This window comes from Pseudomonas sp. NPDC090233, from assembly GCF_044772285.1.
Classification (GTDB): Bacteria; Pseudomonadota; Gammaproteobacteria; order Pseudomonadales; family Pseudomonadaceae; genus Aquipseudomonas.
In genome coordinates, this window is the sequence record NZ_JBIVYQ010000007.1 from 126493 (window position 1) to 141825 (window position 15333).

13 protein-coding genes and 1 pseudogene are annotated in these 15333 nt (G+C 59.9%); 8 read left to right on the forward strand and 6 right to left on the reverse strand.

Annotated elements, in window-relative coordinates; translation table 11 throughout:
- Positions 1-300: 300 nt before the first annotated feature.
- The 4 genes from ACIQUF_RS20340 to ACIQUF_RS20355 all read left to right on the forward strand — a co-directional run bounded on the left by ACIQUF_RS20340 (position 301) and on the right by ACIQUF_RS20355 (position 4457).
- Positions 301-1329, forward strand: a complete 1029-nt coding sequence (locus ACIQUF_RS20340) for an amino acid ABC transporter substrate-binding protein (protein ID WP_403134771.1) — start codon at positions 301-303, stop codon at positions 1327-1329.
- Between the two features lie 66 nt (positions 1330-1395).
- Positions 1396-2574, forward strand: a complete 1179-nt coding sequence (locus tag ACIQUF_RS20345) for an amino acid ABC transporter permease (protein WP_403134773.1) — start codon at positions 1396-1398, stop codon at positions 2572-2574.
- Positions 2575-2584: 10 nt separating this feature from the next.
- Positions 2585-3682: an amino acid ABC transporter permease gene (locus ACIQUF_RS20350; RefSeq protein ID WP_400799905.1), complete on the forward strand. Its 1098-nt coding sequence runs from the start codon at positions 2585-2587 to the stop codon at positions 3680-3682.
- A 10-nt stretch (positions 3683-3692) separates the two neighbouring features.
- Positions 3693-4457 (forward strand): amino acid ABC transporter ATP-binding protein, encoded by a 765-nt coding sequence (locus tag ACIQUF_RS20355; protein WP_054899237.1) that lies wholly within the window; start codon positions 3693-3695, stop codon positions 4455-4457.
- 33 nt (positions 4458-4490) lie between these two features.
- Here ACIQUF_RS20355 and algW read toward each other — a convergent pair whose 3' ends face one another.
- Positions 4491-5654 (reverse strand): Do family serine endopeptidase AlgW, encoded by a 1164-nt coding sequence (gene algW, locus ACIQUF_RS20360; protein ID WP_403134776.1) that lies wholly within the window; start codon positions 5652-5654, stop codon positions 4491-4493.
- A 158-nt stretch (positions 5655-5812) separates the two neighbouring features.
- Here algW and ACIQUF_RS20365 point away from each other — a divergent pair, with 158 nt between their 5' ends.
- The 3 genes from ACIQUF_RS20365 to cysN all read left to right on the forward strand — a co-directional run bounded on the left by ACIQUF_RS20365 (position 5813) and on the right by cysN (position 9653).
- On the forward strand, positions 5813-6571 hold the full coding sequence (locus tag ACIQUF_RS20365) for a Nif3-like dinuclear metal center hexameric protein (RefSeq protein ID WP_403134777.1): 759 nt from the start codon (positions 5813-5815) through the stop codon (positions 6569-6571).
- 247 nt (positions 6572-6818) lie between these two features.
- A complete protein-coding gene (gene cysD, locus ACIQUF_RS20370) occupies positions 6819-7736 on the forward strand; it encodes a sulfate adenylyltransferase subunit CysD (RefSeq protein ID WP_060508578.1) in 918 nt (305 codons plus the stop codon).
- 15 nt (positions 7737-7751) lie between these two features.
- On the forward strand, positions 7752-9653 hold the full coding sequence (gene cysN / locus ACIQUF_RS20375; RefSeq protein ID WP_403134781.1) for a sulfate adenylyltransferase subunit CysN: 1902 nt from the start codon (positions 7752-7754) through the stop codon (positions 9651-9653).
- A 186-nt stretch (positions 9654-9839) separates the two neighbouring features.
- On the opposite strand, the gene ACIQUF_RS20380 is transcribed toward cysN, so the two are convergent.
- The 5 genes and pseudogenes from ACIQUF_RS20380 to ACIQUF_RS20400 all read right to left on the reverse strand — a co-directional run bounded on the left by ACIQUF_RS20380 (position 9840) and on the right by ACIQUF_RS20400 (position 13988).
- Positions 9840-10103 (reverse strand): bacteriocin immunity protein, encoded by a 264-nt coding sequence (locus ACIQUF_RS20380; protein WP_403134782.1) that lies wholly within the window; start codon positions 10101-10103, stop codon positions 9840-9842.
- Positions 10100-10771 (reverse strand): annotated as a pseudogene (locus ACIQUF_RS20385) (S-type pyocin domain-containing protein); the annotation flags it as partial. The pseudogene ACIQUF_RS20385 and the gene ACIQUF_RS20380, both read right to left, overlap by 4 nt.
- A 50-nt stretch (positions 10772-10821) precedes the next feature.
- A complete protein-coding gene (locus ACIQUF_RS20390; RefSeq protein WP_403134784.1) occupies positions 10822-11079 on the reverse strand; it encodes a bacteriocin immunity protein in 258 nt (85 codons plus the stop codon).
- Complete coding sequence (locus ACIQUF_RS20395) at positions 11076-13397, reverse strand: S-type pyocin domain-containing protein (protein WP_403134786.1); 2322 nt, start codon at positions 13395-13397, stop codon at positions 11076-11078. The genes ACIQUF_RS20390 and ACIQUF_RS20395 overlap by 4 nt, the downstream gene beginning before the upstream one ends.
- Before the next feature lie 111 nt (positions 13398-13508).
- Positions 13509-13988, reverse strand: coding sequence for an Lrp/AsnC family transcriptional regulator (locus ACIQUF_RS20400; RefSeq protein ID WP_403134789.1), 480 nt, complete (start codon positions 13986-13988; stop codon positions 13509-13511).
- A gap of 127 nt (positions 13989-14115) precedes the next feature.
- Here ACIQUF_RS20400 and ACIQUF_RS20405 point away from each other — a divergent pair, with 127 nt between their 5' ends.
- Complete coding sequence (locus tag ACIQUF_RS20405) at positions 14116-15309, forward strand: methionine gamma-lyase (RefSeq protein WP_403134790.1); 1194 nt, start codon at positions 14116-14118, stop codon at positions 15307-15309.
- Positions 15310-15333 lie beyond the last annotated feature (24 nt).

The window sequence follows — 15333 nt, forward strand, 5'->3', positions numbered from 1 at the left end:
GGCATGCGCAAAAAGAAGGCGCCGGAAATGATTGTCAGAAAAAGAATGTCGCAACGATACAACTTTCCCTACTTGACGTGGGCTTAATCGCTTTAGCCGTCGACTGTGGTACGCCGTTTGCTATGAATCATTCGATGCAGGGGTCAGGCCGGCACGGTAACACCCTTTGCAAGCGAAGGCTGTCGTAGAACAGCCCATTGCGCCAATTGACCCAATAACAAGCCAACAAGGGTCGGATGCGCCTCATAAGGGTGCGGTGCAATTCCGGCTCGTACAACAAGAGCGATTTGGAGGTTGTGAATGAAGATGTTGAAAACCACCCTGGCAGTCCTCACCGCTGCCGCCGCGCTGGGCGCCGTGAGCACCGCCCAGGCCGGCGCCACCCTCGATGCGGTCAAGAAGAAGGGCTTCGTCCAGTGTGGCGTGAGCGACGGTCTTCCAGGCTTCTCGGTACCTGATGCGCAGGGCAAGATCGTCGGTATCGATGCCGACGTGTGCCGCGCCGTGGCCGCCGCCGTGTTCGGCGACGCCACCAAGGTCAAGTTCAGCCAGCTCAACGCCAAGGAACGCTTCACCGCGCTGCAGTCCGGCGAAGTCGACGTGCTGTCGCGCAACACCACCTGGACCAGCTCGCGCGATGCTGGCATGGGCCTGGTGTTCGCCGGTGTCACCTACTATGACGGCGTGGGCTTCCTGGTCAACAAGAAGCTCGGTGTTTCCAGCGCCAAGGAGCTCGACGGCGCGACCATCTGCATCCAGGCCGGTACCACCACCGAGCTGAACGTCTCCGACTACTTCCGCGCCAATGGCCTGAAGTACACCCCGATCACCTTCGACACCTCCGACGAAAGCGCCAAGTCGCTGGAATCGGGCCGTTGCGACGTGCTGACCTCGGACAAGTCGCAGCTGTTCGCCCAGCGCTCCAAGCTGGCTGCACCGACCGAATACGTGGTGCTGCCGGAAACCATCTCCAAGGAGCCGCTGGGCCCGGTAGTGCGCAAAGGCGACGAGGAGTGGTTCAGCATCGTCAAGTGGACCCTGTTCGCCATGCTCAATGCCGAAGAGGCAGGCATCACCTCGAAGACGGTCGAGGCCGAAGCCAAGTCCACCAAGAACCCGGACAACGCCCGCCTGCTCGGCGCTGACGGTGAGTACGGCAAAGACCTCAAACTGCCTAAGGACTGGGTAGTGCAGATCGTCAAGCAAGTGGGCAACTATGGCGAAGTGTTCGAGAAGAACCTCGGCCAAAGCACTGACTTGAAGATCGACCGTGGCATGAACGCCCTGTGGAACAACGGCGGCATCCAGTACGCGCCACCTGTGCGCTGATGGTTGCACCCTGCGGCGGCATTCCGCCGCCGCAGGCTGTTCGAACCCTACTGTCCGGGGCACTTCATGCAAAATCGAATCGGCGCGCAAAAGGGGCTATCCCTGAACGATCCGCGTGTGCGCGCGTGGCTGTTCCAGGTTCTCACGATCATCTTCGTGGTGGGCCTGGGCTGGTACCTGTTCCACAACACGCAAACCAACCTGCAACACCGGGGGATCACCTCCGGTTTCGACTTTCTCGACCGCAGTGCCGGCTTCGGCATCGCCCAGCATCTGATTCCTTATGTGGAGTCCGACAGCTACGCGCGAGTGTTCGTCATCGGCCTGCTCAACACGCTGCTGGTGACCTTCATCGGCGTCATCCTGGCGACCATCCTGGGCTTCATCATCGGGGTGGCGCGGCTGTCTCCGAACTGGATGATCAACAAGTTGGCGACGGTGTATGTGGAGACCTTCCGCAACATTCCGCCGCTGCTGCAGATCCTGTTCTGGTACTTCGCGGTGTTCCTGACCCTGCCGGGGCCACGGGGCAGCATCAACATCGACGACATGTTCTTCATCAGCAACCGAGGCCTGAACATGCCCGGCGCCTCGATGGCCGAGGGCTTCTGGCCGTTCGTCGTTGCCGTGCTGCTGGCGATCGTGGCGATCGTGGTGATGGTGCGATACGCCAACAAACGCTTCAACGAGACCGGCGAGCCGTTCCACAAGTTCTGGGTGGGCCTGGCGCTGTTCATTGCCATTCCCGGCCTCTGCGCGTTGCTGTTCGGCAGCCCGGTGCACTGGGAAGTGCCGCAACTGAAGGGCTTCAACTTCGTCGGTGGCTGGGTGCTGATCCCTGAACTGCTGGCGCTGACCCTGGCGTTGACTATCTATACCGCGGCGTTCATCGCCGAGATCGTGCGCTCGGGCATTCGCTCGGTCAGCCACGGCCAGACCGAAGCGGCCCGTTCGCTCGGCCTGCGCGAAGGCCCGACCCTGCGCAAGGTGATCATCCCCCAGGCACTGCGGGTGATCATCCCGCCGCTGACCAGCCAGTACCTGAACCTGGCGAAGAACTCGTCGCTGGCGGCCGGTATCGGCTACCCGGAGATGGTCTCGCTGTTCGCCGGTACCGTGCTGAACCAAACCGGCCAGGCCATCGAGGTGATTGCCATCACCATGAGTGTCTATCTCGCCATCAGCATCAGCATTTCGCTGCTGATGAACTGGTACAACAAGCGCATTGCGCTGATCGAGCGGTGAGGATACGCCCGTGAATGCTCATGTTTTCAAACCTGACATGCCGCCACCGGTGAAAACCGTCGGCGTGCTCGCCTGGATGCGTGCCAACCTGTTCTCCAGCTGGCTCAACACCCTGCTGACCTTGTTCGCCGTGTACCTGGTGTGGCTGATCGTGCCGCCGCTGCTGCAGTGGGCGTTGATCGACGCCAATTGGGTCGGCACCACCCGCGCCGATTGCACGAAAGAGGGCGCCTGCTGGGTGTTCATCCAGCAGCGCTTCGGCCAGTTCATGTATGGCTACTACCCAGCTGAACTGCGCTGGCGCGTGGATCTTACCGTGTGGCTTGCCGTGCTTGGCGCAGCGCCGCTGTTCATCAAGCGTTTCCCGCGCAAGGCCGTTTATGGCCTGGGCTTCCTGGTGCTGTACCCGATCCTCGCCTACACGCTGCTGCATGGCGGCTACCTGGGCCTGGAAAGCGTGCCGACCAGCCAGTGGGGCGGGCTGATGCTGACCCTGGTGATCGCCACCGTGGGCATCGTCGGCGCCTTGCCGCTGGGCATCCTGCTGGCCCTCGGGCGGCGTTCGCGGATGCCGGCGGTGAAGGTGGTCTGCGTGACCTTCATCGAGTTCTGGCGGGGCGTGCCGTTGATCACCGTGCTGTTCATGTCGTCGGTGATGCTGCCGCTGTTCCTGCCCGAAGGCATGAGCTTCGACAAGCTGCTGCGGGCGATGATCGGCGTGATCCTGTTCCAGTCGGCGTACATCGCCGAAGTGGTGCGCGGCGGCTTGCAGGCCATTCCCAAGGGCCAGTACGAAGCGGCCGCGGCCATGGGCCTGGGCTACTGGCGTTCGATGGGCCTGGTGATCCTGCCGCAAGCCCTGAAGCTGGTGATTCCCGGCATCGTCAACACCTTCATTGCCCTGTTCAAGGACACCAGCCTGGTGATCATCATCGGCCTGTTCGACCTGCTCAACAGCGTCAAGCAAGCCGCCGCCGACCCGGCCTGGCTGGGCATGGCCACCGAGGGCTACGTGTTCGCCGCCCTGGTGTTCTGGATCTTCTGTTTCGGTATGTCCCGCTACTCCATGCACCTGGAGCGCAAGCTGGACACTGGCCACAAGCGTTAGGAGTTTCTAAATGAGTGAAGCGATCAAGCAGCCTGCCGGCCCCGAAGGCATCATCCAGATGCAGGGCGTGAACAAGTGGTACGGCCAGTTCCATGTGCTCAAGGACATCAACCTGAACGTGCGTCAGGGCGAGCGTATCGTGTTGTGTGGGCCGTCCGGCTCGGGCAAGTCGACCACCATCCGCTGCCTCAACCGCCTTGAAGAGCACCAGCAGGGGCGCATCGTGGTCGATGGCGTGGAGCTGACCAACGACCTCAAGCAGATCGAGGCGATCCGCCGTGAAGTGGGCATGGTGTTCCAGCACTTCAACCTGTTCCCGCACCTGACCATCCTGGAAAACTGCACCCTGGCGCCCATGTGGGTACGCAAGATGCCGCGGCGCAAGGCCGAGGAAATCGCCATGCACTACCTGGAGCGGGTACGCATTCCGGAGCAGGCGCACAAGTTCCCGGGGCAGTTGTCCGGTGGCCAGCAGCAGCGCGTGGCGATTGCTCGGGCGCTGTGCATGAAGCCGAAGATCATGCTGTTCGATGAGCCGACTTCGGCGCTGGACCCGGAAATGGTCAAGGAAGTGCTCGACACCATGGTCGGCCTGGCCGAAGACGGCATGACCATGCTCTGCGTGACCCACGAGATGGGCTTCGCCCGCACCGTGGCGAACCGGGTGATCTTCATGGACAAGGGGGAGATCGTCGAGCAGGCGGCGCCGGATGACTTCTTCGACCGGCCGCGCAGTGACCGGACCAAGTTGTTCCTCAGCCAGATCCTGCATTGATGCAACTGGGGCCGCGAAAGCGGCCCCATTTTTTTACTTCTCTTCTTCCTGAGCGGGTGCCGGCGCCGGTGGCGGCCTCAGTCCCACTTCGGCGATCAGCTTCAACTGCTGCCCATTGCGCACCACTTCGATGGTGATTTTCTCGTTAGGCTTGATCCGCGCCACTTGGTTCATCGACTTGCGCCCGTCACCGGCCGGCTCGCCATTGATGCTGAGGATCACATCACCCAGCTGCAACCCGGCCTTCGCCGCCGGGCCGTCGCGGAAGATGCCCGCCACCACGATACCGGGGCGCCCCTTCATGCCGAACGACTCGGCCAGCTCCTGGCTCAGCGGCTGCACTTCGATGCCCAGCCAGCCACGGATCACCTGGCCGTGTTCGACGATCGACTTCATCACTTCCAGGGCCAGCTTGACCGGGATGGCGAAGCCGATGCCCTGCGAACCACCGGATTTCGAGAAGATCGCCGTGTTGATGCCCACCAGGTTGCCGTTGGCATCGACCAGCGCGCCGCCGGAGTTGCCGGGGTTGATCGCAGCGTCGGTCTGGATGAAGTCTTCGTAGTTGTTCAGGCCCAGCTGATTGCGGCCGGTGGCGCTTATGATGCCCATGGTGACGGTCTGGCCGACGCCGAAGGGGTTGCCGATGGCCAGGGTGACGTCACCGATGTGAATGTTGTCGGAGCGGCCGATGGTGATCGCCGGCAGGCTCTTGAGGTCGATCTTCAGTACCGCCAGGTCGGTCTCCGGGTCGCTGCCGATCACCCGGGCCAGGGTTTCGCGGCCATCCTTCAGCGCCACGACGATCTGGTCGGCGCCGCTGGTGACGTGGTTGTTGGTCAGCAGGTAGCCCTCGGGGCTCATGATCACCGCCGAGCCCAGGCTCGACTCCCAGCGCTTCTGCTTGGGCAGGTTGTCGCCGAAGAAGCGGCGGAACTGCGGGTCTTCGAACAGCGGATGAGCGCTCTTGTTCACCACTTTGGTGGTGTACAGGTTGACCACCGCCGGTGCGGCGAGGGTCACGGCGTCGGCATAGGACACCGGGCCTTGCATGATCTGCGTGGTCTGTGGCGCCTGTTGCAGGTTGACGTCCTGGCTGGGCAGGCCGACCCATTGCGGGAAGCGCTGGATGATCAGTACGGCGATCAGAATGCCGGTAAGCAGGGGCCAGCCAAAGTAACGCAAAGCCTTGAACATGAACGAATCCTGGGAGTGGGCGAGGGCCATGGTGGCGCGGCGGGGCGCAAGCGCGCGCGATCATACACCGGTTTCCCCAACGCCGGCGACGGCCCATAATGGCCGCCAGTATACGGGCGTTGTTCCCGTTGAACGTGCAGATTTCGAGGAGATTTTCCATGGCCGTTGCCCTCAACACTCTGGTCGAGGAAGCCGAACGCTACCTGGGCAGTGCGAAAATCCAGGATTACTGCCCCAATGGCCTGCAGGTCGAAGGCCGGCCGCAGGTCAGCCGTATCGTCAGCGGCGTTACTGCAAGCCAGGCGCTGCTGGACGCGGCGATCGAGGCCGAGGCCGACCTGGTGCTGGTGCACCACGGCTATTTCTGGAAGGGCGAAAACCCGTGCATCACCGGGATCAAGCAGCGTCGCTTGAAGACGCTGCTCAAGCACGACATCAGCCTGCTGGCGTTCCACCTGCCTTTGGATGTGCATCCGGAAGTGGGCAACAACGTGCAATTGGCGCGGCAGCTGGATATCACCGTGGAAGGGCCGTTGGACCCGGAGAACCCCAAGGTTGTCGGGCTGGTCGGTTCGCTGGCTGAGCCCATGACCGCGCGTGACTTTGCTCGCCGCGTGCAGGAAGTGATGGGGCGCGAGCCGCTGCTGGTCGAAGGTGACGAGATGATCCGTCGGGTCGGCTGGTGCACCGGCGGCGGGCAGGGCTACATCGATACCGCGATTGCGGCCGGGGTCGATCTGTTCATCAGTGGCGAAGCGTCCGAGCAGACCTATCACAGCGCCCGCGAAAACGGTGTCAGCTTCATTGCCGCCGGGCACCATGCCACCGAGCGCTACGGCGTGCAGGCGCTGGGGGATTACCTGGCGCGGCGGTTTGCCCTGGAGCACCTGTTCATCGATTGCCCGAACCCGATCTGATACCCGTGGGAGCGGCTTTAGCCGCGAAACAGGCGACGCGGTGGATGGCACCGGCCTTGCCGGTGTTCGCGGCTGAAGCCGCTCCCACATTGGCCCTCACCGCGGCCCTTGCAGCCCAAACCCCCAGTCATATCGTTAGACCTTTTCGATCTAGCCCGCCGCCTAAATAGAATCAGCCGCTGTGATAAAGTGGCTCGCTCGAACACGGCCCGCAGGCCGTCCATAAGATCGTTTTTCGTGAGTAGCCATGGTCGACAAACTGACGCACTTGAAACAGCTGGAGGCGGAAAGCATCCACATCATCCGCGAGGTGGCCGCCGAGTTCGACAACCCGGTGATGCTGTACTCGATCGGCAAGGATTCCGCCGTGATGCTGCACCTGGCGCGCAAGGCCTTCTTCCCGGGCAAGCTGCCGTTCCCGGTGATGCACGTCGACACCCAGTGGAAATTCCAGGAGATGTACAGCTTCCGCGACAAGATGGTCGAGGAAATGGGCCTGGAGCTGATCACCCACGTCAACCCAGAGGGTGTGGCGCAGGGCATCAACCCCTTCACCCATGGCAGCTCCAAGCACACCGACATCATGAAGACCCAGGGCCTCAAGCAGGCGCTGGACAAGCATGGTTTCGACGCCGCCTTCGGTGGCGCGCGCCGCGACGAAGAGAAGTCGCGGGCCAAGGAACGTGTCTACTCGTTCCGCGACAGCAAGCACCGCTGGGACCCGAAAAACCAGCGTCCCGAGCTGTGGAACGTGTACAACGGCAAGGTCAACAAGGGCGAGTCGATCCGCGTGTTCCCGCTGTCGAACTGGACCGAGCTGGACATCTGGCAGTACATCTACCTCGAAGGCATCCCGATCGTGCCGCTGTATTTCGCCGCCGAGCGTGAAGTCATCGAGAAGAACGGCACCCTGATCATGATCGACGACGATCGCATCCTCGAGCACCTGTCCGAGGAAGAGAAAGCGCGCATCGTCAAGAAGAAGGTGCGTTTCCGTACCCTCGGCTGCTACCCGCTGACGGGCGCTGTCGAGTCGGAAGCCGAGACCCTGACGGACATCATTCAGGAAATGCTCCTGACCCGAACGTCCGAACGCCAGGGCCGTGTCATCGACCACGATGGCGCCGGTTCCATGGAAGACAAGAAACGCCAAGGCTACTTCTAATTTCAGGGTTACTCCATGTCGCACCAATCTGATCTGATCAGCGAGGACATCCTCGCCTACCTGGCCCAGCACGAGCGCAAGGAACTGCTGCGTTTCCTGACCTGCGGCAACGTCGACGATGGCAAGAGCACCCTGATCGGGCGCCTGCTGCACGACTCCAAGATGATCTACGAGGACCACCTCGAAGCCATCACCCGTGATTCGAAGAAGTCCGGCACCACGGGCGAAGAAGTCGATCTGGCGCTGCTGGTCGACGGCCTGCAGGCCGAGCGCGAGCAGGGCATCACCATCGATGTCGCCTACCGCTACTTCTCCACCGCCAAGCGCAAGTTCATCATCGCCGACACGCCGGGCCACGAGCAGTACACCCGCAACATGGCCACCGGTGCGTCGACCTGCGACCTGGCGATCATTCTGGTCGATGCCCGCTATGGCGTGCAGACCCAGACCCGACGCCACAGCTACATCGCCTCGTTGCTGGGCATCAAGCACATCGTCGTCGCGGTCAACAAGATGGACCTCAAGGGCTTCGATGAAGGCGTCTTCGAGGCGATCAAGGCCGACTACCTGAAGTTCGCCGAAGCCATCAACCTGACCCCGAGCAGCCTGCACTTCGTGCCGATGTCGGCGCTCAAGGGCGACAACGTGGTCAACCACAGCGAGCAATCGCCTTGGTACACCGGCCCGACGCTGATGGAAATCCTCGAAACCGTCGAAGTGTCGGCTGACCGCAATGTCACCGACCTGCGTTTCCCGGTGCAGTACGTCAACCGCCCGAACCTGAACTTCCGCGGCTTTGCCGGCACCCTCGCCAGCGGCGTGGTGCACAAGGGCGACGAAATCGTCGTGCTGCCTTCGGGCAAGAGCAGCCGGGTCAAATCCATCGTCACCTATGAAGGTGAGCTGGAAAACGCCGGCCCAGGCCAGGCCGTGACCCTGACCATGGAAGACGAAATTGACATCTCCCGTGGCGACTTGCTGGTGCATGCCGACAACGTCCCGCCGGTCACCGACCAGTTCGACGCCATGCTGGTGTGGATGGCCGAAGAGCCGATGCTCCCAGGCAAGAAATACGACATCAAGCGCGCCACCAGCTATGTGCCGGGCTCGATTGCCAGCATCACCCACAAGGTCGATGTGAACACCCTTGAACAGAACGCCGCCAGCGCGCTGCAGCTGAATGAGATTGGTCGCGTCAAGGTAGCGCTGGACAGCGCCATCGCCCTGGACGGTTACGACAGCAACCGCACCACCGGCGCGTTCATCGTCATTGACCGCCTGACCAACGGCACCGTCGGCGCCGGCATGATCATCGCCCCGCCCGTTCTGCCACACGGCACCAGCGGTCAGCATGGCAAGCAGGCCCACGTGGCCACCGAAGAACGCGCCCTGCGTTTCGGCCAGCAGCCAGCCACCGTGCTGTTCAGCGGCTTGTCCGGCGCGGGCAAAAGCACCCTGGCCTACGCCGTCGAGCGCAAGCTGTTCGACATGGGCCGTGCGGTGTACGTGCTCGATGGCCAGAACCTGCGCCACGACCTGAACAAGGGCCTGCCGCAAGACCGCGCCGGCCGCACCGAGAACTGGCGCCGCGCCGCCCATGTGGCGCGCCAGTTCAACGAGGCCGGTCTGCTGACCCTGGCCGCGTTCGTTGCCCCGGATGCTGAAGGCCGCGAGCAGGCCAAGGCGTTGATCGGCAAAGAGCGCCTGGTCACCGTTTATGTGCAGGCCTCGCCGTTGGCTTGCCGTGAGCGTGATCCACAGGGCCTGTATGCTGCCGGTGGCGACAACATCCCGGGTGAGAGCTTCCCGTACGATGTGCCGCTGGATGCGGACCTGGTGATCGATACCCAGAACACGAGTGTTGAAGACGGTGTGAAGCAGGTGCTGGATGTGCTGCGTCAGCGTGGTGCGATCTAAGTATTGTTGCTTGTAATAAACCCCGCTTCGGCGGGGTTTTTTATGGGGGATTTACGCACCACCACACAACTTGAGACGGACACTAGGTGGTCATCACCCTCCGTGCTGAATTGGGTGTGAGGACTTTTCTATGGGGGTGTAGGAATATTCCTGTACGAGTAAAAGTACCCCGCCGAAGCGGGGGGCTCAGGTAGCTTTGAATCCGGGCTTTTTATTGACAGCGCGCCATTCTTTCACAATTCGTAAAATTTCTTCAGGAGTGTCCAGTCCGTCAGCTTCAGGCCAGTAAATAAGATCGGATCCACTTGGGTGTTCAGAAATTTCTCTGAAGTCCAAGATCCGCGAATCTAGCTCTTTCTCGCTTACATCATCTGTCGGGTCGGTGATGGATAGAATGAATTCTAGGAATTCGGCTTCGGTGAAGTCGGAAAATTTCTTTCTATCTTTCATTTTGGTGCCCCGTAATGGATTCGATTGTGAGCCTCTGGCGTTACCACTTTTAAATTGTCTACATCGTATACGGCTCCGCCTTCCGAGATTGGAATGACATGATGAAGTATAAAGGCAGCATTGCCTTTGTAATGGTCGATGTCGCGTGCCTTAGGTGCATAGCCCTTGCTCATGAGCTTGTTATTTGTGGTGTTGAATTGCTTAGAGAGCTCTGGTGTATTGGCGACGATTTTCCAGAACTCACTTCTGAACGCATCAAAGTCTCGAAACTCCCTTCCTCTCAGCAGATCTGCAATTGCAGCAGGGATTGCGGCACCCTCTTTCCGGGTCTCCTCCGAAAGCCAGACACCGTCGACCGTTGATCCTTGACCAGTGACAGCTCCCGGCTCATAGCGTGGACTCTTGAAAACTACCAGAATAGGCGGCAATCCCGAGTCGATCGGGAAGGTGATGATCAGCCGTTCCTGATCTAGCAAGTCCAGCGCAGGATAACGTTCCGTCTCGGTGCTGACCGGGTTCAGGCTGCTGCCCGTATAAACCACCGTGCCCGGCGGCACTGGCGGCAGGCTGGTGGAGTTCCCGTCTTCACCACCTGGCGCGCTGACCGATGTCCAGGTGAGGATGCGCTGTGGGTTGTCGAGCGCCAGGCTGTAAACCTGCCGTTCTGCACCGAGGTGTTGAAAATACATACCCTGCTGAGGCAGGGTATGTATTTTACCTAAGATCTAAAACCGTCCTTGCCGTTGGCTGATCGCCAGGTTTTAACAATTTCTAGGATTTTTTCAGGTTTTCCATCCTCTGGTGATGTTGGTCGATAGAGTAGGTTGGTTCCTGATGGGTGCTCTGTGATGCTAATGAAGTGTGTAAGTAGTGGGAATAGGACTTCGTCTGGCTCGTCATCATTTGCTCTGTCGATTTCATACAGAAACTCTAAGAACTCTTGTTCTGAATAGTCGCTTAATTTTAATTTGGTCATTCGTTTCTTTCTCCGTAGTGAATTTTGTTGTGAGCGAATGGTGTGACGATTCTTAAGTTGTCCATGTCGTAGACGCCGCCTCCCTCGCTTATTGGGACTACGTGATGTAGGTTGAGTGCATATTGATTCATGTAATTATCTCCGAAGTCTACCAGAGGAGCGTTACCATTCCTCTTCATGCGACGAAGGCTTCTTTCGTCGAACTGCTTGGAAAGATCAGGGTCATTCGCCACTGATTTCCAGAATTTTTGTCGAAAAGCATCAAAGCTTCTAAAGTCGTTGCCTCTAAGAGCATCGGCGATATGGGCAGGTATCGGCGCGCCCTCTCCACGCGCATGCTCTCCAAGCCAGAGTCCTGTCAGTTCAACTCCTGCCCCCACCGCAGTCCCCGGCTCATATCGTGGACTCTTGAACACCACCAGAATAGGCGGCAATCCCGCATCGATCGGGAAGATGATGATCAGCCGTTCCTGATCCAGCAGGTCTAGCGCGGGATGGCGTTGCGTTTCGTTGCTGACGGGATTCAGGCTGCTACCGGTATAAACAATAGTGCCCGGCGGCACTGACGGCAGGCTGGCGGAACTCTCGTCTTCACCGCCTGGCGCGCTGACCGGTGTCCAGGTGAGGATGCGCTGTGGGTTGTCGAGCGTCAGGTTGTAAACCTGCCGTTCTGCATCGAAGGTCGCCGCCCTGACGGCTACCGGTTTGCCGCCGGGCATCACGTACAGGCCGATGTCGCTTTCCTCTTCAGTGCCTGCCAAGAGATACGGCACGTCAACGCTGGCTGAGGAAAGGGCAAGGCTGACCAGGTCAGGCCCGCCAGGCGGAGAAAGGCTGGAAAGGGGCGCGCTGATGAGGTAGCGCCTTTCGGCGTTGCCCAAAGGTGATGGCCATGCCGCCGAGAGCATGCCTACAGCCAGTGGGGTAGCCGTTGCCGCCGCAGCTGTGGCGAGCCGCGCTACGGCTGCACCGATCGCCTCCAGAAGGGCGGTCGCAGCGGTTTCGGCGATTGCGAAGGTCGCTGCGCCAATCGGAATGATGATCGGCACGGAGGCGGCAGTATGGGTGTCGTTGATGTAGCTGATGCTTTGGCGTGCTGCTTCCTGCCTTTGGCGTTCCGCCTCGGCAGCGAGTCGCTCTGCCTCGGCGGCTTGTCGCGCAGCTTCCTCTGCCGCCAGTCTTTCAGCTTCTGCCTGCTGACGGGCTGCCGCTAGCTGACTGGCATGCTGGGCAAGCAATCGCTCCACTTCGTTGGCGCGGTGAACCAGATTCTGTGTGCCGCTCGAATAAAGGCCGAGAAACCTGATCGACTCGCTCAGTGCCAGAGCATGGTGATACTCCTTCCAGCGTGCTCCGGCTCGTCTCAGGTTTTGCTCGTCCACAAGATGCAAAAGTGCTTCGAGCTGAGGTTTCGACAGGGGGCCGTTGATCTGCGGGTTCTGTTGCGCGAATGACGGAGTTTGAGCTTGTTTGGCTTGTGCCATGGATGCAGCGGTTGCCAAATAAGCATTGAGCGTCTGGGCGAGCGTCCATGAAGGGTCGACAGCGGTTTGCTGACTCAATTCATGTTGCAGAACATTGGGTAGGCAATCGAAATGAATCTGCCGTTCGGCATTGATTTGCGTGGTTCTACGTTCGGCGGCCTTTATCAGGTCGACTGGCGGGTGGCCAAGTTCTGCTCCATCCACTTGCGCGGCCACGGTCGCGAGGCCATCAGCCAGTGTTTGGTGCTTTTGTGATTCGATGTGTAATTTATAGGCGCCCTCCCATGATCTATGAAGCCGTGAGCCAAACTCCCGTCCCATCGCTTCACCCGTTTCGGTAAATACTCCAGGCTCCAGCAGTCTGCTCATCATCGAGTCGGCGCGCTTATAAAATGCGGGGGCGCCATAGTAGGCATTGGCGTCTGGCACGATTTGCAGATAGCCATCGCGAATCTGAGTAATGCGCGAGGTTAGAATCTGCTGTCGTGCTATTGCTTGGGAGAGTGGGTCAGGAAGACTACTTGCTTCAGTTATAATTTGTTGTTTCAAGGCTCCCACAGTTTCTGCAAGCTGAGCCAATTGCGGAGCGTATTGCTCTGCATAATCGTTCTCGATGATTTGATATTCTTCGCCCAGCACTCTTCGCGTGGAAATGACCCTTGAAATATCAGACCTGCTGGGGCTTGTTCCTCTTGGGGTTCCTTGGCCGAGCCCCCAACCGCCGCTACCAGGCCCGCCACCTCCCGAACCTATGTAATTAATGACATCAGCTGTTGGAGCCTTCGCGCTGATAAATAGAGCTTCATCCAGATAGTACGTTATTCCCTGTTCCATGTAGGTTCTCCTGATCGCTACACGGCAAGCGTGCTTCAGGAATTTTTTCTTGTATGTCAGGCGCGGCACGTCAATCGGTAGGAGCGTTCCTAAGGACTTGAAAGATCTGATTCAGATATGAGTTTCTGAAACGGGGATAACGCGTTTTTCCTTAACTGCCTTGTAGGAAAAACTCGAGTAAATCTCCTTCACCCCCGGCAACCGCTGCAGCACTTCCCGGGTAAATTCCCCAAACGACTCCAGGTCCCGCGCCAGTATCTCCAGCAAAAAGTCATACCTTCCGGAGATGTTGTGGCAGGCCACAATCTCTGGAATCTCCATCAGCCGCTTCTCGAATGCCAACGCGACGTCCTTGGTATGCGAATCCATCATGATGCTGACGAACGCCGTCACTCCAAACCCCAGCGTCTTGGGCGAAAGGATCGCCTGGTAACCGGTGATGTAGCCGTTGTCTTCCAGCAGCTTGACCCGCCGCCAGCAGGGCGAGGTGGTCAGTGCCACCTTGTCTGCGAGTTCGGACACGGTAAGGCGGGCGTTGTCCTGCAGGGCGGCGAGCAAGGCGCGGTCGGTGCGGTCGAGGCTTGAAGGCATGGGTTGCCCTCCTGTCGTTATATTTATTGTTTTCTTTCCAAAACAGCCGCAAAAGCGTGGGATATTTTGGAAAAATTCAGGTGGCTCGGTGGCATAAGCTTATAGCAAACCACCAGAGGCTGTTGCCATGCGCGACTCCCATAACAACACCGGTTTTTCCACCCGCGCCATCCATCACGGCTACGACCCGCTTTCCCACGGCGGTGCCTTGGTGCCACCGGTTTACCAGACCTCGACCTATGCCTTCCCCAGCGTGGAATACGGCGCGGCGTGCTTTGCCGGGGAGGAGGGCGGGCATTTCTACAGTCGCATCTCCAACCCGACCCTGGCCTTGCTGGAGCAGCGCATGGCGTCACTGGAAGGTGGGGAGGCGGGCCTGGCGCTGGCGTCGGGCATGGGCGCCATCACCTCGACGCTATGGACCTTGCTGCGACCCGGTGACGAGCTCATTGTCGGGCGCACGGTATATGGCTGCACCTTCGCCTACATGCACCACGGGATCGGCGAATTCGGGGTGACGGTCCGTCATGTCGACCTTAACGACACCAAGGCGCTGAAGGCTGCGATCACCCACAAGACCCGGATGATCTACTTCGAAACCCCGGCCAACCCGAACATGCAATTGGTCGATATCGCTGCAGTGGCCGAGGCGGCGCGGGGGCATGACCTGCATATCGTGGTCGACAACACCTATTGCACGCCTTACCTGCAACGGCCCCTGGAGCTGGGCGCCGACCTGGTGGTGCATTCGGCGACCAAGTACCTAAGTGGCCACGGTGACATCACGGCCGGGCTGGTGATCGGCCGCAAGGCGCTTATCGATCGGATTCGCCTGGAAGGGCTCAAGGACATGACTGGCGCGGTGTTGTCGCCGCACGATGCCTCGCTGTTGATGCGGGGTATCAAGACGCTCGGGTTGCGCATGGATCGTCACTGCGCCAATGCCCAGCAGGTTGCCGAGTTTCTCGCCACTCAGCCGCAGGTGGAGCTGATCCAGTATCCGGGGCTGCCATCCTTTACCCAGTACGAACTGGCGCAACGGCAGATGCGTTTGCCGGGCGGAATGATTGCCTTCGAGCTCAAGGGCGGCATCGAGGCGGGGCGGCGCTTCATGAATGCGCTGCAGTTGTTTGCCCGGGCGGTGAGCCTGGGCGATGCCGAGTCGCTGGCGCAACATCCGGCGAGCATGACCCATTCGAGCTATACGCCGCAGGAGCGAGCGCATCATGGTATTTCGGAGGGATTGGTGCGCCTGTCAGTCGGCCTGGAGGATGTCGAGGATCTGATTGCCGATGTGGAGCAGGCGTTGGAGAGCGTGTAATTCGGGCAAGAAAAAGGCCTCTCG